Source organism: Bittarella massiliensis (ex Durand et al. 2017) (assembly GCF_009876955.1).
GTDB classification, from domain to species: Bacteria; Bacillota; Clostridia; order Oscillospirales; family Ruminococcaceae; genus Bittarella; species Bittarella massiliensis.
Genome location: NZ_WWVY01000005.1, coordinates 111,657 through 132,529, shown reverse-complemented (window position 1 = coordinate 132,529; position 20,873 = coordinate 111,657). Strand labels below are relative to the sequence as shown.

Annotated in this window: 19 protein-coding genes; 12 read left to right on the top strand and 7 right to left on the bottom strand. The window is 63.5% G+C overall.

Annotated features, from left to right (window positions below; all coding sequences use genetic code 11):
* The first annotated feature begins 1 nt into the window (after nucleotide 1).
* From GT748_RS07690 to GT748_RS07660, 7 genes are all read left to right on the top strand, one after another.
* Nucleotides 2–2,041, top strand: coding sequence for a hypothetical protein (locus tag GT748_RS07690; RefSeq protein ID WP_021659935.1), 2,040 nt, complete (start codon nucleotides 2–4; stop codon nucleotides 2,039–2,041).
* A gap of 334 nt (nucleotides 2,042–2,375) precedes the next feature.
* Nucleotides 2,376–3,392, top strand: a complete 1,017-nt coding sequence (gene aroF, locus GT748_RS07685) for a 3-deoxy-7-phosphoheptulonate synthase (RefSeq protein WP_059005037.1) — start codon at nucleotides 2,376–2,378, stop codon at nucleotides 3,390–3,392.
* Nucleotides 3,389–4,399 (top strand): prephenate dehydratase, encoded by a 1,011-nt coding sequence (locus tag GT748_RS07680; RefSeq protein ID WP_021659931.1) that lies wholly within the window; start codon nucleotides 3,389–3,391, stop codon nucleotides 4,397–4,399. The genes aroF and GT748_RS07680 overlap by 4 nt, the downstream gene beginning before the upstream one ends.
* 390 nt (nucleotides 4,400–4,789) lie before the next feature.
* Nucleotides 4,790–5,722 carry an alpha/beta hydrolase gene (locus GT748_RS07675; RefSeq protein ID WP_021659929.1) on the top strand — a complete coding sequence of 311 codons (933 nt, stop codon included), beginning with the start codon at nucleotides 4,790–4,792 and terminating at the stop codon, nucleotides 5,720–5,722.
* On the top strand, nucleotides 5,722–6,999 hold the full coding sequence (locus GT748_RS07670; RefSeq protein WP_021659928.1) for a hypothetical protein: 1,278 nt from the start codon (nucleotides 5,722–5,724) through the stop codon (nucleotides 6,997–6,999). The genes GT748_RS07675 and GT748_RS07670 overlap by 1 nt, the downstream gene beginning before the upstream one ends.
* The gene (locus tag GT748_RS07665) at nucleotides 6,996–7,661 is read left to right on the top strand and encodes a DUF6320 domain-containing protein (RefSeq protein ID WP_021659927.1); all 666 of its coding nucleotides are present in this window, start codon (nucleotides 6,996–6,998) and stop codon (nucleotides 7,659–7,661) included. The genes GT748_RS07670 and GT748_RS07665 overlap by 4 nt, the downstream gene beginning before the upstream one ends.
* Before the next feature lie 224 nt (nucleotides 7,662–7,885).
* On the top strand, nucleotides 7,886–8,209 hold the full coding sequence (locus tag GT748_RS07660) for a hypothetical protein (RefSeq protein WP_021659926.1): 324 nt from the start codon (nucleotides 7,886–7,888) through the stop codon (nucleotides 8,207–8,209).
* Between the two features lie 66 nt (nucleotides 8,210–8,275).
* On the opposite strand, the gene GT748_RS07655 is transcribed toward GT748_RS07660, so the two are convergent.
* The 5 genes from GT748_RS07655 to GT748_RS07635 all read right to left on the bottom strand — a co-directional run bounded on the left by GT748_RS07655 (nucleotide 8,276) and on the right by GT748_RS07635 (nucleotide 13,595).
* On the bottom strand, nucleotides 8,276–8,992 hold the full coding sequence (locus tag GT748_RS07655) for a putative ABC transporter permease (protein ID WP_021659925.1): 717 nt from the start codon (nucleotides 8,990–8,992) through the stop codon (nucleotides 8,276–8,278).
* Between the two features lie 148 nt (nucleotides 8,993–9,140).
* The gene (mgtE, locus tag GT748_RS07650; RefSeq protein ID WP_243148066.1) at nucleotides 9,141–10,460 is read right to left on the bottom strand and encodes a magnesium transporter; all 1,320 of its coding nucleotides are present in this window, start codon (nucleotides 10,458–10,460) and stop codon (nucleotides 9,141–9,143) included.
* Nucleotides 10,461–10,887: 427 nt separating this feature from the next.
* Entirely contained in the window at nucleotides 10,888–11,793 is a 906-nt protein-coding gene (locus tag GT748_RS07645) for a DMT family transporter (protein WP_161222329.1), read from the bottom strand.
* A 6-nt stretch (nucleotides 11,794–11,799) separates the two neighbouring features.
* On the bottom strand, nucleotides 11,800–12,423 hold the full coding sequence (locus GT748_RS07640; protein WP_021659921.1) for a trimeric intracellular cation channel family protein: 624 nt from the start codon (nucleotides 12,421–12,423) through the stop codon (nucleotides 11,800–11,802).
* Nucleotides 12,424–12,440: 17 nt separating this feature from the next.
* The gene (locus tag GT748_RS07635) at nucleotides 12,441–13,595 is read right to left on the bottom strand and encodes a CapA family protein (protein ID WP_044992824.1); all 1,155 of its coding nucleotides are present in this window, start codon (nucleotides 13,593–13,595) and stop codon (nucleotides 12,441–12,443) included.
* 192 nt (nucleotides 13,596–13,787) lie between these two features.
* On the opposite strand from GT748_RS07635, the gene GT748_RS07630 reads away from it, so the two are divergent.
* The 4 genes from GT748_RS07630 (at nucleotide 13,788) to GT748_RS07615 (ending at nucleotide 16,986) form a co-directional block, all read left to right on the top strand.
* Nucleotides 13,788–14,426 carry a Crp/Fnr family transcriptional regulator gene (locus GT748_RS07630; RefSeq protein ID WP_021659919.1) on the top strand — a complete coding sequence of 213 codons (639 nt, stop codon included), beginning with the start codon at nucleotides 13,788–13,790 and terminating at the stop codon, nucleotides 14,424–14,426.
* Nucleotides 14,427–14,537: 111 nt separating this feature from the next.
* On the top strand, nucleotides 14,538–15,551 hold the full coding sequence (locus GT748_RS07625; protein ID WP_021659918.1) for an ABC transporter substrate-binding protein: 1,014 nt from the start codon (nucleotides 14,538–14,540) through the stop codon (nucleotides 15,549–15,551).
* Nucleotides 15,552–15,636: 85 nt separating this feature from the next.
* Nucleotides 15,637–16,320 carry an ABC transporter permease gene (locus tag GT748_RS07620; RefSeq protein WP_161213409.1) on the top strand — a complete coding sequence of 228 codons (684 nt, stop codon included), beginning with the start codon at nucleotides 15,637–15,639 and terminating at the stop codon, nucleotides 16,318–16,320.
* On the top strand, nucleotides 16,321–16,986 hold the full coding sequence (locus GT748_RS07615) for an ATP-binding cassette domain-containing protein (protein ID WP_021659916.1): 666 nt from the start codon (nucleotides 16,321–16,323) through the stop codon (nucleotides 16,984–16,986). It begins immediately after the preceding gene.
* Between the two features lie 69 nt (nucleotides 16,987–17,055).
* Here the strand turns inward: GT748_RS07615 and GT748_RS07610 are convergent, their stop codons facing one another.
* Entirely contained in the window at nucleotides 17,056–18,504 is a 1,449-nt protein-coding gene (locus tag GT748_RS07610) for a M20 family metallopeptidase (protein WP_021659915.1), read from the bottom strand.
* A gap of 157 nt (nucleotides 18,505–18,661) precedes the next feature.
* Here GT748_RS07610 and GT748_RS07605 point away from each other — a divergent pair, with 157 nt between their 5' ends.
* The gene (locus GT748_RS07605; protein ID WP_021659913.1) at nucleotides 18,662–19,210 is read left to right on the top strand and encodes a flavodoxin family protein; all 549 of its coding nucleotides are present in this window, start codon (nucleotides 18,662–18,664) and stop codon (nucleotides 19,208–19,210) included.
* A gap of 58 nt (nucleotides 19,211–19,268) precedes the next feature.
* Here GT748_RS07605 and pap read toward each other — a convergent pair whose 3' ends face one another.
* Nucleotides 19,269–20,762 carry a polyphosphate:AMP phosphotransferase gene (gene pap / locus GT748_RS07600; RefSeq protein ID WP_021659912.1) on the bottom strand — a complete coding sequence of 498 codons (1,494 nt, stop codon included), beginning with the start codon at nucleotides 20,760–20,762 and terminating at the stop codon, nucleotides 19,269–19,271.
* Between the last annotated feature and the right edge of the window lie 111 nt (nucleotides 20,763–20,873).

Genomic DNA, 20,873 nt, shown 5'->3' with positions numbered 1-20,873 from the left:
TATGAAAACGTCTCATGTGCTGAAAAAATCCGCTTGCATCGCCCTTTCGGCAGCGCTCCTGCTGCCCGCTGTCCCCGCCTTTGCCGCCGACGGCACCACCAAGGACGAGACGGTCTATGTCTTTTTGAATCCTGACGGCACCGTCACCAGCCAGACGGTGAGCAGTTGGGTCCACAGCGACGGGGGCATCCGCTCGGTGCGGGAGGAGGTCGCCCTGCAGAACATCCGCAACGTCAAGAATGCGGCCGCCCCCCAGCTCGACGGCGATGTCCTCACCTGGGATATGGACGGGAACGACGCCTACTACACCGGCACCAGCGACAAGACCCCGCCGGTCTCGGCTGTCATCAGCTACAAGCTGGACGGGGAGGAGATCTCCCCGCAGGAGCTGGCCGGGAAGAGCGGCCGGGTGGAGATCACCATCGCCCTGCAAAACAACCTCTCCCGCCAGGCCACCGTGGGCGGGGAGAGCCGGACCATCTACACCCCCTTCATCGTCGCCGGGGTCGCCGACCTGCCCACCGACCACTTTTCAAACGTCACCTGCGAGGGGGGGAGCGTCCTCTCCGAGGGGCAAAACCAGATCGTCGCCTTTGTGGCCAGCCCGGGCCTAAAGGAGAGTTTGGGGCACAGCGCCTCCCTGGTGGAGGACACGGTGGGCTTTTCCATGCAGGAGCAGTTCACCATCCAGGCCGACGCCACCGACTTTGAGCTGGGCTCCATCATGCTGGGGGCCACCGGGGAACTGCCCCTGGAAAAATTGAAAGAGGCCAGTTCCGCCGGCGAGGTGAGTGAGGCGCTGGACTCGCTGAAAAGCGCCACCGACCAGCTCTTTGACGGCACCTCCCAGTTGGCCGACGCCACCGGTCTCTTCGCCGACAAGATGGGGCAGTTCGACCAGGGGGTCGCCAAGTTGGGCAGCGGCGCTGGGGAGCTGAAAGGCGGCACCGGCCTGCTGGTGAGCGGGGTGCAGGAGCTGGGCGACAAGCTGGGCCTGGGGATGGGCCAGCTGCGCGAGGGCTCTGCCCAGCTCTCCGCCGGCAGCCAGGAACTGCTGGCGGGGGTGAACGGCTACACCACCCAAGTCGAGGGCAAGGTGGGCGAACTGGCCGAAAAACTCGACGGGATGGGCACCCAGCTCGACGGGGTCAAGACCCAGGTGGCCGCCGACAAGCAGGCCCTGATCGACGGGATGACCCAGGCGGGCACCGAGGTGAAGGTCACCCTGGGGGGCGACATGACCGCCCTGGGCCAGTCCATCGGCGCCTACGTGGCGGCGGTGAACGCCGACCCTGCCGCCACCCAGGCCGAAAAAGAGGCGGCGGCCCTGATGTGGCAGCAGTTTAGCCAGCTGAAGACCGACCTGGAGAGCCACGGCAAGACCCTGCAGTCCATCAGCACCGCCGCCCAGTCCCTGGGCAAGACGGTGGACGGGGTGTTCGCCACCGTCGGCAAGGAGTTTGGCGACGCCAAGACCGAGCTGGCCGCCACCCAGAAGGCCCTGGCCGAGTACGGCAAGAAGCTGCGGGACGGGGCCAAGGACGTCAGCGACGGCGCGGCCGCCCTTCAGGAGGGGGTCGACGCGGGCGCAAACGATGCCAAAGACGGAGTTGGCCGGTTGCAGCAGGGCGCCGCTGATTTGAACGAGGGGGCCGCCGAGCTGCAGCAGGGCGCCGAGGACGCCCGCGCTGCCTCCTCCCAGTTGGCCGAGGCGGCAGACACCCTGCGGGACAAGACGGGGGAGCTCAACGAGGGGATGGAGGCCTACAAGACCACTGGCATCGACCCTATGTGCAGTGAGCTGGGCGACCTGACCGGCGACCTGGACGAACTGCTGGAGGTCAAGGACCTGCTCGTCGAGCAGTCGGAGGCCTTTACCAGCTATTCCGGCAGCCCGGAGGGCAGCGAGGTGAGCACCAAATTCTTGCTCAAGACCAGCGAGATTAAGGAGAAAGAGGAGGCAAAACCGGTGGTCCTCGCCACCGAAAACACCCAGAAAAAGGGCCTTTGGGAGCGCATCAAGGGCATCTTTGTCAAATAGTTATCGCGGAAAAAGGGCGGGCCGAAATGGGGCCTGCCCTTTTTGCGCCAAAAAAAGCGGAAGGTTTTGGTTGACAAAGCGGGGGGATGCGGGTATCATAAACCTACAGACCGAAAGGATGGACGGCAAAATGGCGCATCTGGAACACCGCTTTTTCCGCTTTAGCAGCTTGGGCTTCTTTTTTAGCTCGAGCTTTTTTGGCGTGGATCGGGCAGTGTGTCAGACGATGCGAACCGTTTAGAGGTCCCGGCTTTTCGGGCAATTTTAAACAGTGAACGCTTCTGGCAACCTGCCAGGGGCGTTTTTGTTTGCAGAAATAGGGAGGAAGAGAGAGATGGTCGTCATCTTGAAACAGGGGGTCACCAAGACCCAGATCGAGGAGTTCACCAACTGGATCCAGCAGCAGGCAGAGGTGCAGGTGAGCGCGGTGTACGGCGCGCAGACCACCATTTTGGGGCTGGTGGGGGACACCTCCGCCATCGACATCGATTTGGTCAGCTCCAAAGACGTGGTGGAGACGGTCAAGCGGGTGCAGGAGCCCTACAAAAACGCCAACCGCAAGTTCCACCCCGACGACACGGTGGTCACAGTGGCGGGGGACAGGACCATTGGCGGCACCCAGTTCTCGGTGATCGCCGGCCCCTGCTCGGTGGAGAGCGAGGAGCAGATCATCGAGGTGGCAAGGCGGGTCAAGGCCGCCGGGGCCACCGCCCTGCGGGGGGGCGCCTTCAAGCCCCGCACCTCGCCCTACTCCTTCCAGGGGCTCAAGGCCGAGGGGCTGGATCTGCTGCGCCGCGCCCGGCAGGTCACCGGGCTGCCCATCGTCACCGAGATCATGAGCCTGGCGCACCTGGACCTCTTTGCCGATGTGGACGTGATCCAGGTGGGGGCCCGCAACATGCAGAACTTCGAGCTGCTCAAGGAGCTGGGCCACTGCGACAAGCCCATCCTCCTCAAGCGGGGACTGGCCAACACCATCGAGGAACTGCTGATGAGCGCCGAGTACATCATGGCCGGGGGCAACCACAACGTCATCCTCTGCGAGCGGGGCATCCGCACCTTTGAGAGCTACACCAGAAACACCCTCGACATCTCGGCGGTCCCCATCCTCAAGCGGGTCTCCCACCTGCCGGTGGTGGTGGACCCCAGCCACGCAACCGGCATCACCTGGCTGGTGGAGCCCCTCTCCAAGGCTGCCATTGTGGCCGGGGCCGACGGCCTGATCATCGAGGTGCACAACGACCCCGGCCACGCCCTCTCGGACGGGGCGCAGTCCCTCACCCCCGACCAGTTTGACGGGGTGATGGGGGAAATCGGCCGCACGGTGGACTTCTGCGGCAAGACCCTGTGAGGCCGGCCGAGGAGGCCCTCGAGGCCCTGGCCCGGGCGGCGGCCGAAGAGACCGGCAGTTCCGCAGCCGCCGCCCGGGAGATGGCGGCAGAGCTCTACACCGCCCTGCTGGGCTGCTGCGGGCAGGGAGGGGCCGGTGGAGGAGAGCTGGCGCGGCTGATTGCCGCCGCCCCCCAGGCCCCCCGATGGGGGAGCGCGCCCCAGGTGGCCTGCCCCGGGGTGGAGGGGGCCTTTACCCACCAGGCCTGCCGGACCCTCTACCCCGGCGGCGAAGTCTCCTTCTACCCCGAATTTGCCGATGTCTTTGAGGCGGTGGAAGAGGGCCGGGTGGACGTGGGGGTCCTGCCCATCGAGAACTCCACCGCCGGCTCGGTGCTGGACGTTTACACCCTCTTGGGGGAACACCGGTTTTTCATCGTCGACGCCACCTCCCTCCCCATCGAGCACTGTCTGCTGGCCCCCCAGGGCGCGGCGCTCGACGGGGTGCGGCAGGTCTACTCCCACCCCCAGGCGCTGGGCCAGTGCCGGCACTACCTGGCGGCCCACCCCGGCTGGGAGAGCAGCTCCTTTTCCAACACGGCGGCCGCGGCCAAGTACGTGAAGGGGGAGGGGGACCGCGCCAAGGCGGCCATCGCCTCTGCCCTCTGCGCCCAGCTCTATGACCTGCAGGTTTTGGAGCAGGGGATCGAGGACGCCAGCGGCAACCGCACCCGCTTCATCGCCGTGGCCAAGGAGCCGGTGATCCTGCCCCAGGCGGACCGGGTCAGCATCCTGGCCGTTCTCCCCCACCGAAAGGGGTCGCTCTTCTCCTTCCTGGCCCGGTTTGCGGCCGCGGGGCTCAACCTCTGCAAGATCGAGTCCCGCCCCATCCCCGGCCGGCGCTTTGAATTTGTCTTCTACCTGGACTTTGAGGGCAGCGTCCGCGGGGAGAAGACCCTGGCCCTCCTCTCCTCCCTGGAGGGGCAGGTGGAGCGGCTCGCCTTTTTGGGCAACTATCCCGACCGATAGATCGGCTTTTCCGCTGTCATGCAAGGCCGCTCCAGCTTTTTATAGCTGGGGCGGCTTTTTTTGTCAAAGGGGGGAAGTTTGGGCGAGGGCATGGGAATCTGCCGTCCGGCGTGGTATAATAGCGGCAGAGCTCCTGTTGCGGCGGGGCCGTTCCCCCCTTTGACTGCGCGGGAAAAGGGGGCGGCACCCCAACGGATGACAACGGAGGAAGGGGGCCGTCCGCCGCCCTGCGCGGCTGTCGGCCGGCCGCCGTGACAGGGGACGGACAGGGGAGAGGGCTGCCGCGCCCTGCCCCTTGCCCCCCGCTGCCGGGCCGCGCATCCGGCCAGAGCGCCCTTGCACAGGACCCTGTGGAGGGGGCGATCACGAGAGAAAGAGGAGGGAATTTGTATGGCCATCAACCCCGTGGTGCGGGCGGCCCTCAAGGCCCTGTCCTACCCCGATATCAGCATCAAAAAGCACTACAAGCTGCAGCGGCGGCTGGTGGATGTGACCAACCTGCACCTGCTAAAACCCCTCTACACCAGCTTTGACCACCTGATCCAGGTGGGGGCCCACCAGATCCCTGCCCGCATCTACACCCCGGAACTGCCTGGAAACGAGGGGGCACTCCTCTTCTTCCACGGCGGCGGCTGGGTCACCGGCAACATCGACAGCTACGACCGGGTCTGCACCGACTTGGCGCGCAAGACCCACCGCCTGGTGATGTCGGTGGACTACCGGCTGGCCCCCGAGCACCGGTTCCCCGCCGCGCTGGAAGACTGCTACGCCGCGGCCAGAGAGGTGTTTTTGCACCCCGAGTGGGTCTTTGCCGAAAGGGCGGAGGACATCGCCCTCATCGGCGACAGCGCCGGGGGGAACCTGGCGGCGGCCGTCTCCCTGATGGCAAAGGACAGGGGGGAGTTCATGCCCACCCGGCAGATCCTCATCTACCCGGCCACCTATAACGACCACACCGAGAACTCGCCCTTCCCCTCCGTCCGGGAGAACGGCAGCGACTACCTGCTCACCTCCAAGCGGGTGCAGGAGTACATGGAGCTCTACCAGGGCAGCGAGGAGGACCTGCAAAACCCCTACTTCGCCCCCCTGCTGGCAGAGGATCTGAGCGGACAGCCCGAGACCCTGCTCATCACTGCCCAGTACGACCCCCTGCGCGACGAGGGGGAGGAGTACGGCCGCCGCCTGGCCAAGGCGGGGGTGCGGGTGGAGGCGCACCGCGCCACCGACGGGCTGCACGGCTTTTTCTCCCTTCCCGCCAGCTTTGAGCAGGTGGCCGAGTGCCACCGCCTCATCGATCGCTTTTTGAAAGAAGGTCCGGCCTGATGACGGCAAGACAGCGCGACGCCGCGTGGGAGCCGCTGGACAATGCGGCCAAGATATTTCCCTCCATCAGCAGCAAGCGGGACACCAAGGTCTTTCGCTTTGCCTGTGAGCTGCGCGAAGGGGTGGACCCGGTGCTCTTGCAGCAGGCGCTGGACGAGACCATCGAGGATTTCCCCATCTTTCGCTCCACCCTGCGGGAGGGCTTTTTCTGGCACTACCTCAAAGAGAGCAGCCAGCGCCCCCTGGTGCAGCTGGAGAGCGAGCTGCCCTGCAGCAACCTCTACGACGCCAACAACCCCGGCCTCCTCTTTGAGGTGAGCTACTACGGCCGGCGGATCAATCTGGAGGTCTATCACGCCCTCACCGACGGGACCGGCGCCCTGCAATTCCTGCGCGCCCTGGTCTGCCGTTACCTCTACCTGCGCCACCCCGAGGGGTTTGCCGCCCCGCCCACCCCGCTGCACGGGGCCTCTTTTTCCGAGATGGCGGAGGACAGCTTTCAGAAATACTACACCACCTCTTCCAAAAACAAGGTGCGCAGCGAGCCGGTCTACAAGCTGCGGGGGGTGCGCCTGCCCGAGGGGCGGATGCAGATCATCGAGGGGGTGCTGCCGGTGAAGGCGGTGCTGGCCGCCGCCCGGGAGCGGGGGGTGACCATGACCATCCTCCTCACCGCCCTCTTCCTCTGCGCGGTGGACAAAAACGCCGTGCTGCGGCGCAAGCGCCACCCGGTGGTGGCGGCGGTTCCGGTCAACCTGCGCAACTACTTCCCCTCGGAGACGGCGCGCAACTTCTTCTGCACCATCAATGTGGGATACCACTTCGGCCGGGACCCGGGAGATTTAGAGAGCGTGATGGCCTCGGTCCGGCGCCAATTTGAAGAGTTGCTGACCCGCGAAAACCTGGCCAAACGGATGAACGGCTACTCGGCCCTCGAGCACAACGCCCTGGTGCGGGTGGTCCCCCTGGGGCTGAAAAACATCATCCTGCGCATTGCCGGCGCCATTGCCGAGCGCGACCACACCATTTCCATCTCCAACATCGGCAAGGTGAGCATGCCCGCGGGGTGCGAGCAGTACATCCGACTCTTCGACGTCTTTGTGAGCACCAACATCCTGCAGCTGTGTCTCTGCTCCTTCGGGGAGGATCTGACCCTCAGCTTCTCCTCCGCCTTTCGCAACACCGATGTGCAAAAGGACTTTTTCCGATCCCTCACGGGGATGGGGATCCCCGTCGAAATCACCACCAACCGCCCGGAAGAGGAGGTTCGCCCGTGAAATACTGCGAACAGTGCAAGCTCACCGTCACCGGGCAGCGCTCCCGCTGCCCCCTCTGCCAGAGTGTCCTGCGGGACGAGGGGGAGCCCTATGAAGAGGTGTTCCCGGTCATCCCCACCGTCTACAACCGCTTTCAGTTCTTCTTCAAACTGCTGATTTTCGCCTCGGCGGTCCTGGGCATCGTCTCGGTGGTGATCAACCTCCTGCTGCCGCAGAGCGGGGTCTGGTCCCTCTTTGTGCTGGGGGGGATCGGCTGTCTCTGGGTCTTTCTCTTCATCGCCGTGAGAAAGCGCAACAACATCCCCAAAAACATCCTCTGGCAGGTGGCGGTCGCCATCCTCTTCTGCCTGCTGTGGGATCTCTTCACCGGCTGGCACGGCTGGTCGGTGGACTACGTGGTCCCCAGCATCTGCGTGGCGGCCATGGCGGCCCTCGCCGTCACCGCCAAGGTCTTTCGGCTGGTGGTGGGGGACTTCCTCTTCTACCTGCTCATCAGCGTTCTCTTCGGCATCCTGCCGGTCATCTCCATCCTGTTGGGGTGGGTGCAGGTGCTCTACCCGTCCCTCATCTGCGTGGGGTGCAGCCTGGTCTCCCTGGCGGCGGTCTTGATTTTTCAGGGGGAGAACATGAAGCGGGAATGGCGGCGGCGGATGCACCTCTAGTTCGCCTTTTGGCCCCTCGATCGGGCAGGGGAAGGGCAGCTGGCTAAAAAGCACATAAAACGAAAAGAACTGCACTTGTAAAGACAGCCTTTTTCCAGAATAATGCTGTACTTTTTTGCGGTCAAATGCTATGATTAAATAGAAAAAAGAGCAAAGTATTCTCCGATACTTGCAATGAAAGCTGCACAAAATACAGAAAAACCGATCGAAGGGGGGGATCTCCCATGTTCCCAGAAATTGACCGCCAGGCAATTTTGGAAATTGTGGAGGATGAAGAAAAGACCGACAAAATCATGGCCCTGTTGGAAGAGGCGGCCAAGAGAGAAAAGCAGCGCCGTCTTGAGCTTCAGGCAAAGGGCATTGAGCGCGCCCGCCAGAAGGGAACGACCCTCGGCAGACCCAGATTGCCGCTCCCGAGAGATTTCCCCAACATCTACCGGCGCTACAAGAGCAAGGAAATCACGGCGCAGCACGCACAAAAGCTCTGCAACATGAGCGCCAACACCTTTTACCGGGTCATCCACGAATTTGAAGAGAAGAGCAAGTAAAAAACACCCCCCGAAAGTTCGGGGGGTGTTTTTTACCTGTTGGCAAACGGCAGGGGAGGCGGGGCGCTATTTGTTGGGCACGACCTTCATGTTGGGGTAGATCTCCCGCATCCGCGCGTCGTCAAAGCGGCGGTCCAAAAACTGGCCGAAACTGGTCTGGGGCGGGAGCCCCTCGGAGCGGTCGGTCCCGCGCTTGATGGCCGCCACCGAGAGGAGGATGTCAAAGCAGAGGAAGACGGCCAGCGCCCCGGCGGCCCAGTTGCCGTACTTTCGGGGGAACCGCTCGATGGCGCCGCAGAGGAGGGGATAGCAAAGGCGGATGAAGACCAGCCCCAGCACCCCCCAGAAGAAGGCGTACTTTAAAGTGGTGCGGCCGCCGATGTTGTACTTGGCGTGGCTGTACTGCCAGGAGACGGTGCCCAGGGCCAGCTCTTGCAGCAGGCTGCACAGATATTCAAAGGCCGCGCCGGCAAAGGCGCTGACGCCGAAGATGACCAGCGGATTTTTGTCCCGCAGCCGGTAGAGCAGCAGGGTGAGGAGGACCGCCCCAAAGCCGTACACCTGGGAGAAAGGGCCGTAGACAAGCCCCTTGCGGCTCTCGAAGTAGCCGTTGTGAAAATACCAAAACAACATTTCCAAAATGTAGCCGAGGACGCTGGCCACAACGAAGATCCAAAATAGGGTATAGACGCCGGGGCGGTCGTTGATAGGCGATCTGCCCGAACGCCGCTCGGCGTGACTGGCGGACTTTGCCGCCGCAGAGATGCTCTGCAACTTCTCCACCCTCTCTCTTTAGTATATTAAAAAGTATAGCGAAAAGAGTCGCAAAAGTCCAATCTTCGCAGAAAATGTAAGAAGTTTGACAGAAAAAAGACCATCTCTTGAAGGAGATGGTCTTTTTTGAAGCAGTTTTGGATTTTATTGGGAAAATCTACCCGCCGATGTGGAGGATGGCGGTAGCCAGAACAAAGTAGATGGTCAGGGAGACGGCGTCCACAATGGTGGTGATGAGGGGGCTTGCCATGATGGCGGGGTCGACCTTACACTTTTCGGCCAGGATGGGCAGTAGGCCGCCGCAGATCTTGGCGACGATCACCGTGCAAAAGAGGCTGATGCAGATGGTGACGGCCACCATCAGGGAGACCCGGTCCAACAGCAGCAGCTTGCCCAGGTTGACCATCGCCAGCACCGAACCAACCAGCAGGCTGATGGCGAACTCCTTGCGGATGATCTTGAAGGCGTCGCGGGTCTTGATCTCCCCCAGGGCGAGGCCGCGGATGATCATGGTGGCCGACTGGGAGCCGGCGTTGCCGCCGGTGTCCATCAGCATGGGGATGTAGGCGGCCAGCAGCACCATGGAGGAGAGGACCTCGTCAAAGCGGCGGATGATGAAGCCGGTGATGGAGGCGGAAATCATCAGCACCAGCAGCCAGAGGATGCGGTGTTTGGCCAGCTCAAAGACGCTGGATTTGAGATAGCTGTCCTCCGACGGGGTGACGGCGCCCATGATGTAGATGTCCTCGGAGTTCTCCTCCTCGATGACGTCCAGCACGTCGTCGATGGTGATGACCCCCACCAGGCGGTTTTCCGAGTCCACCACCGGCATGGAGAGCAGTTCGTATTTTTTGAAGAGGTCGGCCACCACCGACTGGTCCTCGGTGGTGCCCACCGAGAAGATGTCCTTGTCCACGATCTCCTGGATGGTGGTGTCGTCGCGGGAGGTGAGGATGTTTTGCAGGGTGACGGTCCCCTCGAGCACCCGGGTGGCGCTGGTGACAAAGCAGGTCTCGATGGTCTCTTTTTCCAGGCTGTTGCGGCGGATGTCCACGATGGCCTGGGCCACCGTCTCGTCCTTTTTCAGCTCCATAAACTCCAGGGTCATCAGGCTGCCGGCCGAGTCCTCGGGGTATTTGAGGACCTGGTTGATGAGGCGGCGGGTGGTGGGGTCGGTGTTTTTGAGGACCCGCTTGACGAGGTTGGCGGGCATCTCCTCGATGAAGTCGACGGTGTCATCAAAAAACAACTCGTCCAGGATGGTGGCGAGCTCTTTGTCGGTGACGCCCTCGACGATGCGCTGCTGCACATCGGAATCCAGGTGGGAGAACACCTCTGAAGCGGTCTCTTTGGGCATCAGCCGGAAGAGGAGCACCAGGGTGTTCTCGGGCATCTCCTCAAACAGTTCGGCGATGTCCACCGGGTTTTCGTCCAGCAGCAGGGTGCGGGCCTGGGAGAACTGTCTCTCCTCCACCATGCGGCCCAGGTCTTCTAAGGTCTTGTAAAAGTCTTTCACTTGCATACCCTCCTTTTCGATCGAGTGGGAAAAACGGGGGAGACGGCGCCGCGCCAAAGGCGGTTTGCGACGGCGCCAGTCCGGCTTTTGCGCCGGGGCTTTTTGCCGCCAGGGCAGCAAAAAAAGCCACTGGATTGAGTATGTCCATGGCTTTCGTTTCGGTATGCACTTTTAAGAGAGGGCAATTTTCCACAGCAAAAGAAAGGCTATCTGTTTTGCAGGGGTGAAAACAGATACCACTTGAGAGCAGAAAAACGCGCGCCGCATCGCTTAACTGTGCAACTTCGACTACCGCCAGCGTCCATCTTGTTTTCACCTCCCAATTCGCTTCATTTGCGTTTTCATTATAAAACGGATCGGCCCAAAAGTCAAGGAAAAGCGGGCGGCTTTACCCCTTTTTTACCCTGCTTTTTCGCCGGAAGAGGGCCTTAAAATCCAGCTCCACCACCAGCACCGAGAGGAGGATGATCAGCCCGCCCCCCACCAGGTCCCAGCTGAACCGGTCATACCCCCGCAGCACCGAAAAAATGGTGCCGAAGAGCGCCTCGGTGGACATGATGAGGGCCGCCTTGGAGGCGCTTGCCCGCTGCTGGGCGTGCAGCTGCAACAGGTAGCAGACGCAGGTGCTGAACACCCCCAGGTAGAGGACCCCCGCCAGCGCCAGTTTGGGCTGGATGGGGGGGAGGGAACCCGCCTCGAAGAGGAGGAAGGAGAGCCCCGACACCAGGGTGACGGTGAGCATCTGTATAAAGTTAAAGACCTTTACTTCAATGCGGGTGGAGATGTGGCCGATGTAGGCGATCTGCACGGCAAAGACCACCGCGCCCGCCAGGGAGAAGAGGTCCCCCGCCCCCAGGTGAAGGGCGCCGCCCCCTGTGAGGACCCAGACCCCCCCCATGCAGGCGGCCGCCCCCAGCAGCGCCTGCTTTTTGGGGGGATGCCGCTCTGCCAGCCAGACAAAAAAGGGGACGAACGCCACATTGGTGCTGGTGAGAAAGGCGTTGTTGGAGGGGGTGGTGTGGGCCATGCCAAAGGTCTGCAGCACAAAGCCGACAAAGAGGAGCAGCCCCGAGATCACCCCCAGCCGCAGTTGGAGGGCGGTGATCTGCAGCAATTGCCGCCAGGCCAGCAGCGCCATGGCCACCGAGGCGATGAGGAAGCGGGCGAACACCACCAAAAAGGGGGTGAGGCCGCCCTCCAGCGCCTGGGCGCCGGCCACATAGCCGTACCCCCAGAGAACGGCCAGCAAAACCAGCTCGCCGGTGGCCTCTGTCCGCCGCAGCCAACCGATCATGGAAAATCACCTCGATACCGATGTTCTGCGCTCCCGCTGCACGGTGGGGATGCGCATCTGAAAGCGGATGGAAACCAACCGCAGCACAAAGATGAAGCCGATGCTTATGTAGGCGGCCACCTCCAGGGGGATCCACTGCCGCAAAAACCAAAAGAAGGTGCTGCCGGCGATGGAGGCCACCGCGTAGACGTCCTGGCGGAGGATGCGGGGGATCTCCCGGGAAAAGACGTCGCGGATCACCCCGCCCCCCACGGCGGTGATGAGGGAGACAAAGCTGAAGGTGATGAAGTTGAGCCCCATGTTCAGGGCGGTCAGCCCGGCCTCGACGGTGAAGGTGGCCAGCCCCAAGGCGTCGAAGATGTCCAGGGCAAAGGCCCACTTCAACTGCCCTTTGGTGAGGATGACCAGGGCGGTGGTGGCGCAGATGAGCAGGGTGTACTCGTAGCGCAGAAAGAAGGTGGGCAGCCCGTCTTTGATGATGATGTCCCGGATGACCCCGCCGCCGATGGCCGTGACCATGGCCAGCACCAGGATGCCGAAGTAGTCCATCCGCTTTTTGATGGCGGTGACGGCGCCGGAGACGGCAAAGGCCACAACGCCGATGTAGTCCAGATAGTCGATGATCCCCATGGCAGCCTCCCCGGCGCTCAGGCGCCCGTCTTCAAATAATTGCCGAAGGTGTTTTCCAGTTGTCGCTTGACGAATTGATAGCTAAAGCCGTTCCCGGCCAGCCCGTGGGCGGCGGCCTGGCTCTCGCTCCAGTCGGCGAAGGGGACGATGTGCAGGTTGGAAAAGCGGCTGCCGAACTGGGTCACCGTGGGGATGAAGGAGAGCCCCTCCACCCGGGTCTCGCCGGTCTTCATGTCCAGGACCACGGTGCAGTCCAAAAAGCCGCCGGCCATGTTGTAGTTGCCTTTCTGCGCCGAGACGAAGTTGCCCAGGGAGTAGATCACCGGCACCTGCCGCCCGTCGGCGGCCGTCAGCTCGGCGATGGGCTGCAGGACGTGGGGGTGGTGGCCCAGGATCAGGTCGGCCCCCCAGTCGGCCAGCTTCTGGGCCTCCTCTTTCTGATAGGCGTTGGGGGTGTCCGACCCCTCGGCCCCCCAGTGGACGTTGACCACGATGAAGTCCGCCTGCTGGCGGGCCAGCTCCATCTGGCGGCGGATGGTCTCCTCGTCCTTGAGGTAGATGCCGCAGGTGTCGCCGCTGGAGCCCACGTTGGTCATCTCCATATAGCTCAAAAAGGCGAAGCGGATGCCGTTTTCCTCCCGGATGGGGATGTCGTCGTAGGACCCCCGCTCGTAGATGCCCGCCACCGTCACCGAGGGCAGGGCGTCAAAGACCCTTTTCGACTCGGCCAGCCCGGCGCTGCCCTTGTCGTACATGTGGTTGTTGGCGTAGCTGACCACGTTGAAGCCCAGCCCCTCCACCTGCCCAGCCAGCTCTTTGGGGGAGTTGAAGGCCGGGTAGCTGGAGAGGGGGTAGAGGTCGCTGGCCACCGGCACCTCCTGGTTGATGACGGCGATGTCCGCCTTGGCCACGATGGGGGCGATCTGCCGGTAGACCGGCCCGAAGTCGTGGTAGCCGCCGCTGCCCCGGGCGGCCGCCTGCTGGTAGATGACGTCGTGGATCAGGTTGTCCCCCACCGCCATCAGCCGCACCGAGAGGGTCATGTCCCGGCCGGCAAAGGCCTCCTCCATCGGGGTGGAGGGGGCGTTGGCGCTGGTGTCGCCGCCCCCGGCGCAGCCGGTGAACAAAAGGGCGCAGGCCAAGACCGCCGCCCAAATCCTGCCGTGTTTCATAGTGCTCCTCCCAAAAAGGGGAGGGCGGTTTTTGCCCGCGCGGCCGCCCTCCGGTATTTCCTCCCCAGTATAGGTCTTTTTGCGCCAAAATTCAACAATGCCCGCCATTTGCAGCTTGACTTTTTTCATCCAGAAGGGTACAATCAAAACTGTTTCAAATGAGACAATTCGCAGAGAGCAGGAGGGGAGCCAATGGAGGAGAGCATCCGCGCGGTCCTGCCGGGCTGCTTTCTCTTTGCCGGCGTGCCGGAGGGGGAGGCGATGGCCGCCCTCGCGGGCTGCGGCTCCATCAGGCGGTGCGAGCGGGGGGAGGTCGTCCTCTCGCCCCAGCGGTTCACCCCCATGCTGGGGGTGGTGCTGCAGGGCCGGTTGGAGGCCCGCAACGACCACGTCCTGCTGACGGTGTTGGGGCCCGGCCGCTGCTTTGGGGTGGCGGGGCTCTGGAGCGGGGCGGAGGAGTACGTCTCCACCGTGCGCGCCCAGAAAGAGAGCCTGCTCTACACCTTTAGTCGGGCGGACCTGACCGCCCTTTTCTCCCGCTGCCCCCAGACGCTGCAAAACTACCTGGCCTTTCTCTCCGACCGCATCGTCTTTCTCAACCACAAAGTCGCCCTCTACTCCTGCCAGAGCGTAGAGGGGAAGGTCTATGCCTATTTTAAGCAGCAGGCGGCTGCGGGGTGCCCGCAGAAGGTCAACTCCAGCGAGCTGGGAAGGCTGCTGGGGGTGGGGCGCGCCTCCCTCTACCGCGCCTTTGAGGCGCTGCAGGCCCGCGGCCTCATCCGCAAGGAGGGGAAGACAGTGACCGTCCTCCACGCCGAAGAGGTGCTGTGAGCGCCGCGGCGAACGGTGATTTTTACCGGCCCCCGCCCCGGGCGGGACGACCGGCAAAATAGAGCATTTGCCCTCGGGCAAAGAAAAATATTTGTGTGAAGAGGTGCGAGTATGAAGAAACTGTTGGCACTCGCGCTGGCGTCCCTGCTCACCCTGAGCATGTTCGCCGGCTGCGGAAAAGAAAAGGGAGAGGCCGGCACCAGCGAGCCGAACGAGACCTACCAGTCGGTGGACATCAACGTGGCCGGGCTGAAGGGGCCCACCGGCATTGGCATGGTGCGGCTGATGGAGCAAAGCGACGCCGGAGAGGCGGCGAACAAGTACACCTTCAGTCTGGCCAGCGCCCCCACCGAGATCGTCGGCAAGATCTCCTCGGGCGAGGTGGACATCGCCGCCGTCCCCACCAACCTGGCGGCCACCCTCTACCAGAAGACAAACGGCGGGGTCAAGCTGCTGGCGGTCAACACCCTGGGGGTCCTCTACCTGCTGGAAAAGGGCGACAGCATCCACTCCGTGGCCGACTTGAAGGGCAAGACCATCTACGCCTCCGGCCAGGGCTCCACCACCGAGTACGTCCTCAACTACCTGCTGGAGCAGGCGGGGATGACCGTCGGTGAGGACGTGAAGGTCGAGTACAAGGCCGACCACTCCGAACTGGCCGCCCTCATCGCCTCCGGCGAGGCCGACATCGCCCTGCTGCCCGAGCCCTTTGTCACCACCGTCACCTCGAAAAACGCCGACGTGCGGGTGGCCCTGGACATCACCGAGCAATGGAAGAAGACCACCGGCGACAAGGAGCTGCCCATGGGCGGCATCATCGTCCGCACCGAATTTTTGGAGAAAAACCCCGCGGCGGTCGAGAAGTTCCTGGAAGAGTACAAGGCCTCGACCGAGTACACCGCCACCAACCTGGCGGAGACCGCCGCTCTGACCGAAAAGTACGACATCATGAAAGCCGACGTCGCCCAGAAGGCCATCCCCAACTGCAACATCGTCTACCTGGACGGCGCCGCCATGAAGGAGTCGGTCAAGAGTTTCTTCGACATCCTCTTGAAAGCCGACGCCAAATCCATAGGGGGAAAACTTCCCGATGACGCGCTCTACTACGAGAAAGCGGGCAACTAGCCCACACCAAAAGAGAAGGGCCATCGCGAGCAAGGTCGGCGCCGTACTGGCGTGGGCCTTGCTCTGGTTTTTGGCCGCCCGCGCCGTGAACAAGCCGCTGCTGGTGGCCTCCCCCGGGGAGACGCTGCGGGAACTGCTCTCCCTGGCGGGGGACCCCGCCTTTTACCAGACGGTGCTGCGCTCGCTGGCGAGCATCCTGGGGGGCTTTTTCTCGGCGGTGGCCGCCGGCTGTCTGGTGGCCTGCCTCTCGCTGAAATCCACCTTTCTGCGGGCCTTTTTCGCCGTCCCCCTGGGGATCGTCAAGGCCACGCCGGTGGCCTCCTTCATCATCCTGGCGCTGGTGTGGCTCAAGAGCAGCCACCTCTCCCTCTTCATCTCCTTTCTGATGGTCCTCCCCTTGGTGGCGGGCAACGTCTACCAGGGGCTGGTGGAGACCGACGGCAAGCTGCTGGAGATGGGGCGGACCTTTGGCTTTGGCCAGGTGGGCCTCTGGCGGCACATCTACCTGCCCTCCGCCATGCCCTATTTTCTGGCCGCCTGCAAGACCGGCCTGGGGATGGCCTGGAAGGCGGGGGTGGCGGCGGAGGTGCTGGGGATGGTCAGCGGCACCATCGGCCGACAGCTCTACGACGCCAAAATCTACCTGGAGACCCCCAAGCTCTTTGCCTGGACGGCGGTGGTCATCCTCCTGAGCGTGGGGATGGAGCGGCTGTTTTCCTGGCTGGTGGAGCGGTTGGGTTCGCACTGGCGGAAGAGGGAGGGCAGATAGATGTTGGTATCCTTTCAAAAGGTCTCCCTGCGGCTGGGGGAGAAGGAGGTCCTGCGGGACTTCTCGCTGGATTTGCAGAACAAGGGCATCTACGGCGTCATCGGCCCCTCGGGCTGTGGCAAGACCACCCTCCTCAACCTGATACAGGGGTTTTTGCAGCCCGATGCGGGGGAGATCGCCCTCTTTTCCGACCGCATCAGCGCCGTCTTTCAGGAAAACCGGCTGCTGCCCTGGTACACCGTCTACCAAAACATCGCCCTGGCCGCCCGCCGCCCGGTGGGCCGGGAGGAGGTGGAGGCCCTTCTTCGCCGCCTCTGCATGCCGGGGGAACTGGACAGCCTACCTGGCTCCCTCAGCGGGGGGATGGCCCGCCGGGTCGCCCTGGCGCGGGCCCTCCTCTCCGAAAGCGACATCCTCCTGCTGGACGAACCCTTCAAGGGGGTGGACATGGCCTGCAAGCGCCAGTGTGAAAAGACCCTGCAGGCCCTCAGCGGCGGCCGATTGACCCTGCTGGTCACCCACGATCCCGGCGAGGCGGCCGCCCTCTGCGACACCGCCATCCTGGTGGGGGGGAGCCCGCTGCGGCTGCGCCGGACCCTGCGCATCGACCCCCAGAGCCGGGGCCGCTCGGCCGAGGAGCTGCGCCGGCTGATGCTGGCGGAATGAGCCCTGCATCCCCAAAGAAAAAAGGACCCGAGCCATCTGGCCCGGGTCCTTTTGTTGCGAATCTCGGTTTTAGCGCTTGGCACTGGGGTCGATGACAGAGGGCTTGACCCCGGCGGGGATGGGGGGGATGTAGTGCCCGCCGTCCAGCCGGTCGCACAGCTCCTCCTTGGCCGCCTCGATCCACTCGGGGTGGTGTATAAGGTCGACGGCCGTTCCGGCCAGCACCTTGCCGGCGTAGAGGGTCCCCTTGTGGGCGATCGAACTCTTGCCCTGGGCGACCAGCTGCCAGGAGTGGCCCGGCGTGCCCGCGGCCATGGTGACTGCCGAAATTTGGGCGGTGGGGCAGACCCAGCTCACGTCCCCCACGTCGGTGGAGCCGGGCATGGCCGCCTCGACGTGGAAGTTGGGGACCACAAAGTCGTTGATGGGGCGGCCGCCGTGCTCCTTGGCAAAGGCGATCCCCTTGGCGCCCGCCGCCTGGGCCATGGCCATCAAGGTGTCGGACTTGCTCTCAAAGCTCTGCTGCACGGCGGCGGCATAGGCGCGCTCCTCCTCGGTGTAGGAGGGGAGGGGGATCTCCCGCAGGTTGTCGTCCAGTTTTTCGGTGAGCAGGGTGTTGGGGACCAGGTTGGAACAGGCCTTGATGAACTGGGTTTCCAGCCGGGTGCCGGTCATCAGGGCCGCCCCCTTGGCGATGTCGCCCACCCGCTCGTAGATCTCCTGCACCTGCCCGGTCTTGGGGGCGCGGATGAGGTAGAGCACCTCGGAGTAGGGCTGCACCACGTTGGGGGAGTAGCCGCCGGTGTTGGTGATGGCGTAGTGGATGCGGGCCTCGGGGATGATGTGCTCGCGCAGGAACTGCACCCCGATGTTCATCAGCTCCACCGCGTCCAGGGCGCTGCGGCCCAGGTGGGGGCAGGCGGCGGCGTGGGCGCTGACCCCGTAGTAGCGGTAGCAGATCTGGTAGTTTGCCAGGGAACTTGCGCTGTTGGCGGCGTTGGTGTCGCCGGGGTGCCAGGTCAGGGCGCAATCCAACTCGTCAAAGACCCCGTCCCGGGCCATGAAGGCCTTGCCGGAGCCGCCCTCCTCCCCCGGACAGCCGTAGTAGACGACGGTGCCGGAGAGGTGGTTTTCTGCCAGGTAGGCCTTGACGGCCGAAGCGGCGGCCAGGGAGCCGACCCCCAGCAGGTTGTGGCCGCAGCCGTGGCCGGGCGCGCCCTCGCACAGGGGGGTCTTTGCAAAGGTGTCGGGTTGCTGGCTGAGGCCGGAGAGGGCGTCGAATTCCCCCAGAAAGCCGATGACCGGCTTCCCCTCGCCCCAGCGGCCGAGAAAGGCGGTCTCGATGCCGGCGACCCCTCGCTCGACGGCGAACCCCTCCTCTTCCAGCGCCCGGCAGAGGACCTCGGCGGACCGGCGCTCCTGAAAGGCGGTCTCGGGGCAGTCCCAGACGGCGTCGCTCCAGGCGGCCAGCCGCTGGGCCATCCCGTCGATATGGGAACAGAGTGCGGATTTGTCCATGGTGGTGTTCCTCCTTCTCTCTTTCAATTGTCTCCATTATAGCACCAACGGCGGGCCCTGGGGGGAGGGGAGGCCGCCAAAAATCGACGGGGAGATATGGCGAACTTGCCAAGGCCCCCCGGCGGGAGTAAGATAGGATACAGGAGGTGTATTGTCTGTGAAGATCTTGCTTTTGACCGGCAGTCCCCACAAGAAGGGGACCACCGCCGCCCTGGCGTCCGCCTTTGACCGGGGTGCTGCCGAGGCGGGCCACCAGCTGACTCGCTTTGACACCGCTTTTATGAAGATCGCCCCCTGTCTGGGCTGTGACCACTGCCGCAAAAACGGGGGCCGCTGTGTCCACGGGGACGGGATGGAGGAGATCCTGCCTGCCCTTCTGGAAGCCGACCTGGTCGTCTTAGTGACCCCCCTCTACTACTTTGGGATGAGCGCCCAGTTGAAGGCGGTCATCGACCGGTTTTACGCCGTCAACGCCGCCTTGCGGCAGAGCCCCAAAAAGGCGCTGCTGCTGGCTGCCAGTGGGGACGACGAGCCCGGGGTGATGGAGGCGCTGGTGCTGCACTACCAGGCGGTGCTCAGCTACCTGCACTGGGAGGACTGCGGCATGTTGCTCGCCCGGGGGATGTCCACCCCCGAGGACCTGGCGGACGCCCCCTACCTGTTGCAGGCGGAGGAGATGGGCCGCCGCCCCCTGGGGGAGCGGTAAGAGAAAAAAGAGAGCGCACCGCCCCGGCTGTCCTGCCGGGGCGGCGCGCCTTTTTGCGCTATTTCAGCCGGTTTTCGATGGCGGCGATGAGGGTCTGCAGGGCCTTGATGCGGGCGAACTTCTTGTCGTTTGACTCCACCACCGTCCAGGGGGCGAAATCGGTGGAGGTGAACTGCAGCATGTCGTTGACCGCCGCCTCGTGCTGGTCCCACTTCTCCCGGTTGCGCCAGTCCTCGTCGGTGATCTTCCAGCGCTTTTCGGGGGTGTTCTGCCGGTCCTCGAACCGGCGCAACTGCTCGTCCTTGTCGATTTGCAGCCAGAACTTGACGATGACGGCGCCCCAGTCGGTGAGCTCCTTTTCAAACTCGTTGATCTCGTCGTAGGCCCGGGCCCAGTCGGCGGGGGTACAGAAGCCCTCGACCCGCTCCACCATCACCCGTCCGTACCAGGTGCGGTCAAAGATGGTGATGTGCCCCCGCTTGGGCAGCCGGGTCCAGAACCGCCAGAGGAAGTGGCGGCCCAACTCCTCTTTGGAAGGGGCGGCGATGGGGACCACCTCGTACCCGCGGGGGTCGAGGGCGGCGGCCACCCGCTTGATGTTGCCCCCCTTGCCGGCCGCGTCCCACCCCTCGTAGGCGACGATGACCGGGATCTGCTCCTTGTAGAGGAGCCCGTGCAGCTTTTTCAGCTTGGCTTGGCACTTCTTCAGCTCTTCCTTGTAGATGGTGGGCTCCAGGGTGCGATTGAGGTCGATGTCGCAGAGTTTTGGCGTCTCCACCAATTGAAAGCGGCTGGCGGGGATGCCGCCCTGGTAGGCGGCGGCCTGCGCGTCCCGCTCCGGCCGCTGGGCGATGGCCCGGCCGATCTCCTTGACCAGGGTCTGGTAGATGTCCGCCATGGCCACGTTGCGGTCCTCGCTGGCAATCACCCGCCAGGGGGCGTAGGGGGTGTCGGTCTGCTCCAACATCTCGTCGTAGATCTGGTAGAGGTCGTCGTAGCGGCGGTTTCTCTTCCAATCGGTCTTGGTGACACGCCAGCGGGTCGCCTTGCTCTCCTCCAGGGCGGAGAGCCGCTTTTTCTGCTCCTTCTGGCTGATGTGCAGGAAAAACTTGATGATCAGGTAGCCGTTGTCGGTGAGGGTGCGCTCGAAGTGGTTGATCTCCTCGATGCGGCGGGCCAGCTCTTTTTTGGGGAGGGCATTTTCCAGCCGGGCGGTGGACACCTCCTGGTACCAGCTGCGGTCGAAGATGGAGAACTCTCCGGCGATGGGGAGTTTCTGCCAGAACCGCCAGAGGAAGGGGTGGCGGGCCTCGGTCTCGTCTGGGTCGACGGTGGAGTAGACCTTGAAGCCGCGGGGGTCCAGGTTGAGGATGACGTCGGAAATCTTGCTGCCCTTGCCGGCGGCGCTCCACCCCTCAAAGAGGATGATGACCGGCACCTTGGCCTCCTTCATCTGCTGTTGCAGGGCGGAGAGGCGGGGCTTGAGCTGTCCCGCAATGGCCTTGTACTCCTCCTTCATCATGATCTTTTTTAGGTTGACCTTTTCCAGCATGACGGCACCTCCTGGTTGTTTGAAAAAGCGAATAATATTTTTTTGTATATTTACTATATTTTAGCACTTTTGCCTCTTGGATACAAGGGGCAAGGAGAGGGGGCCCCTTTT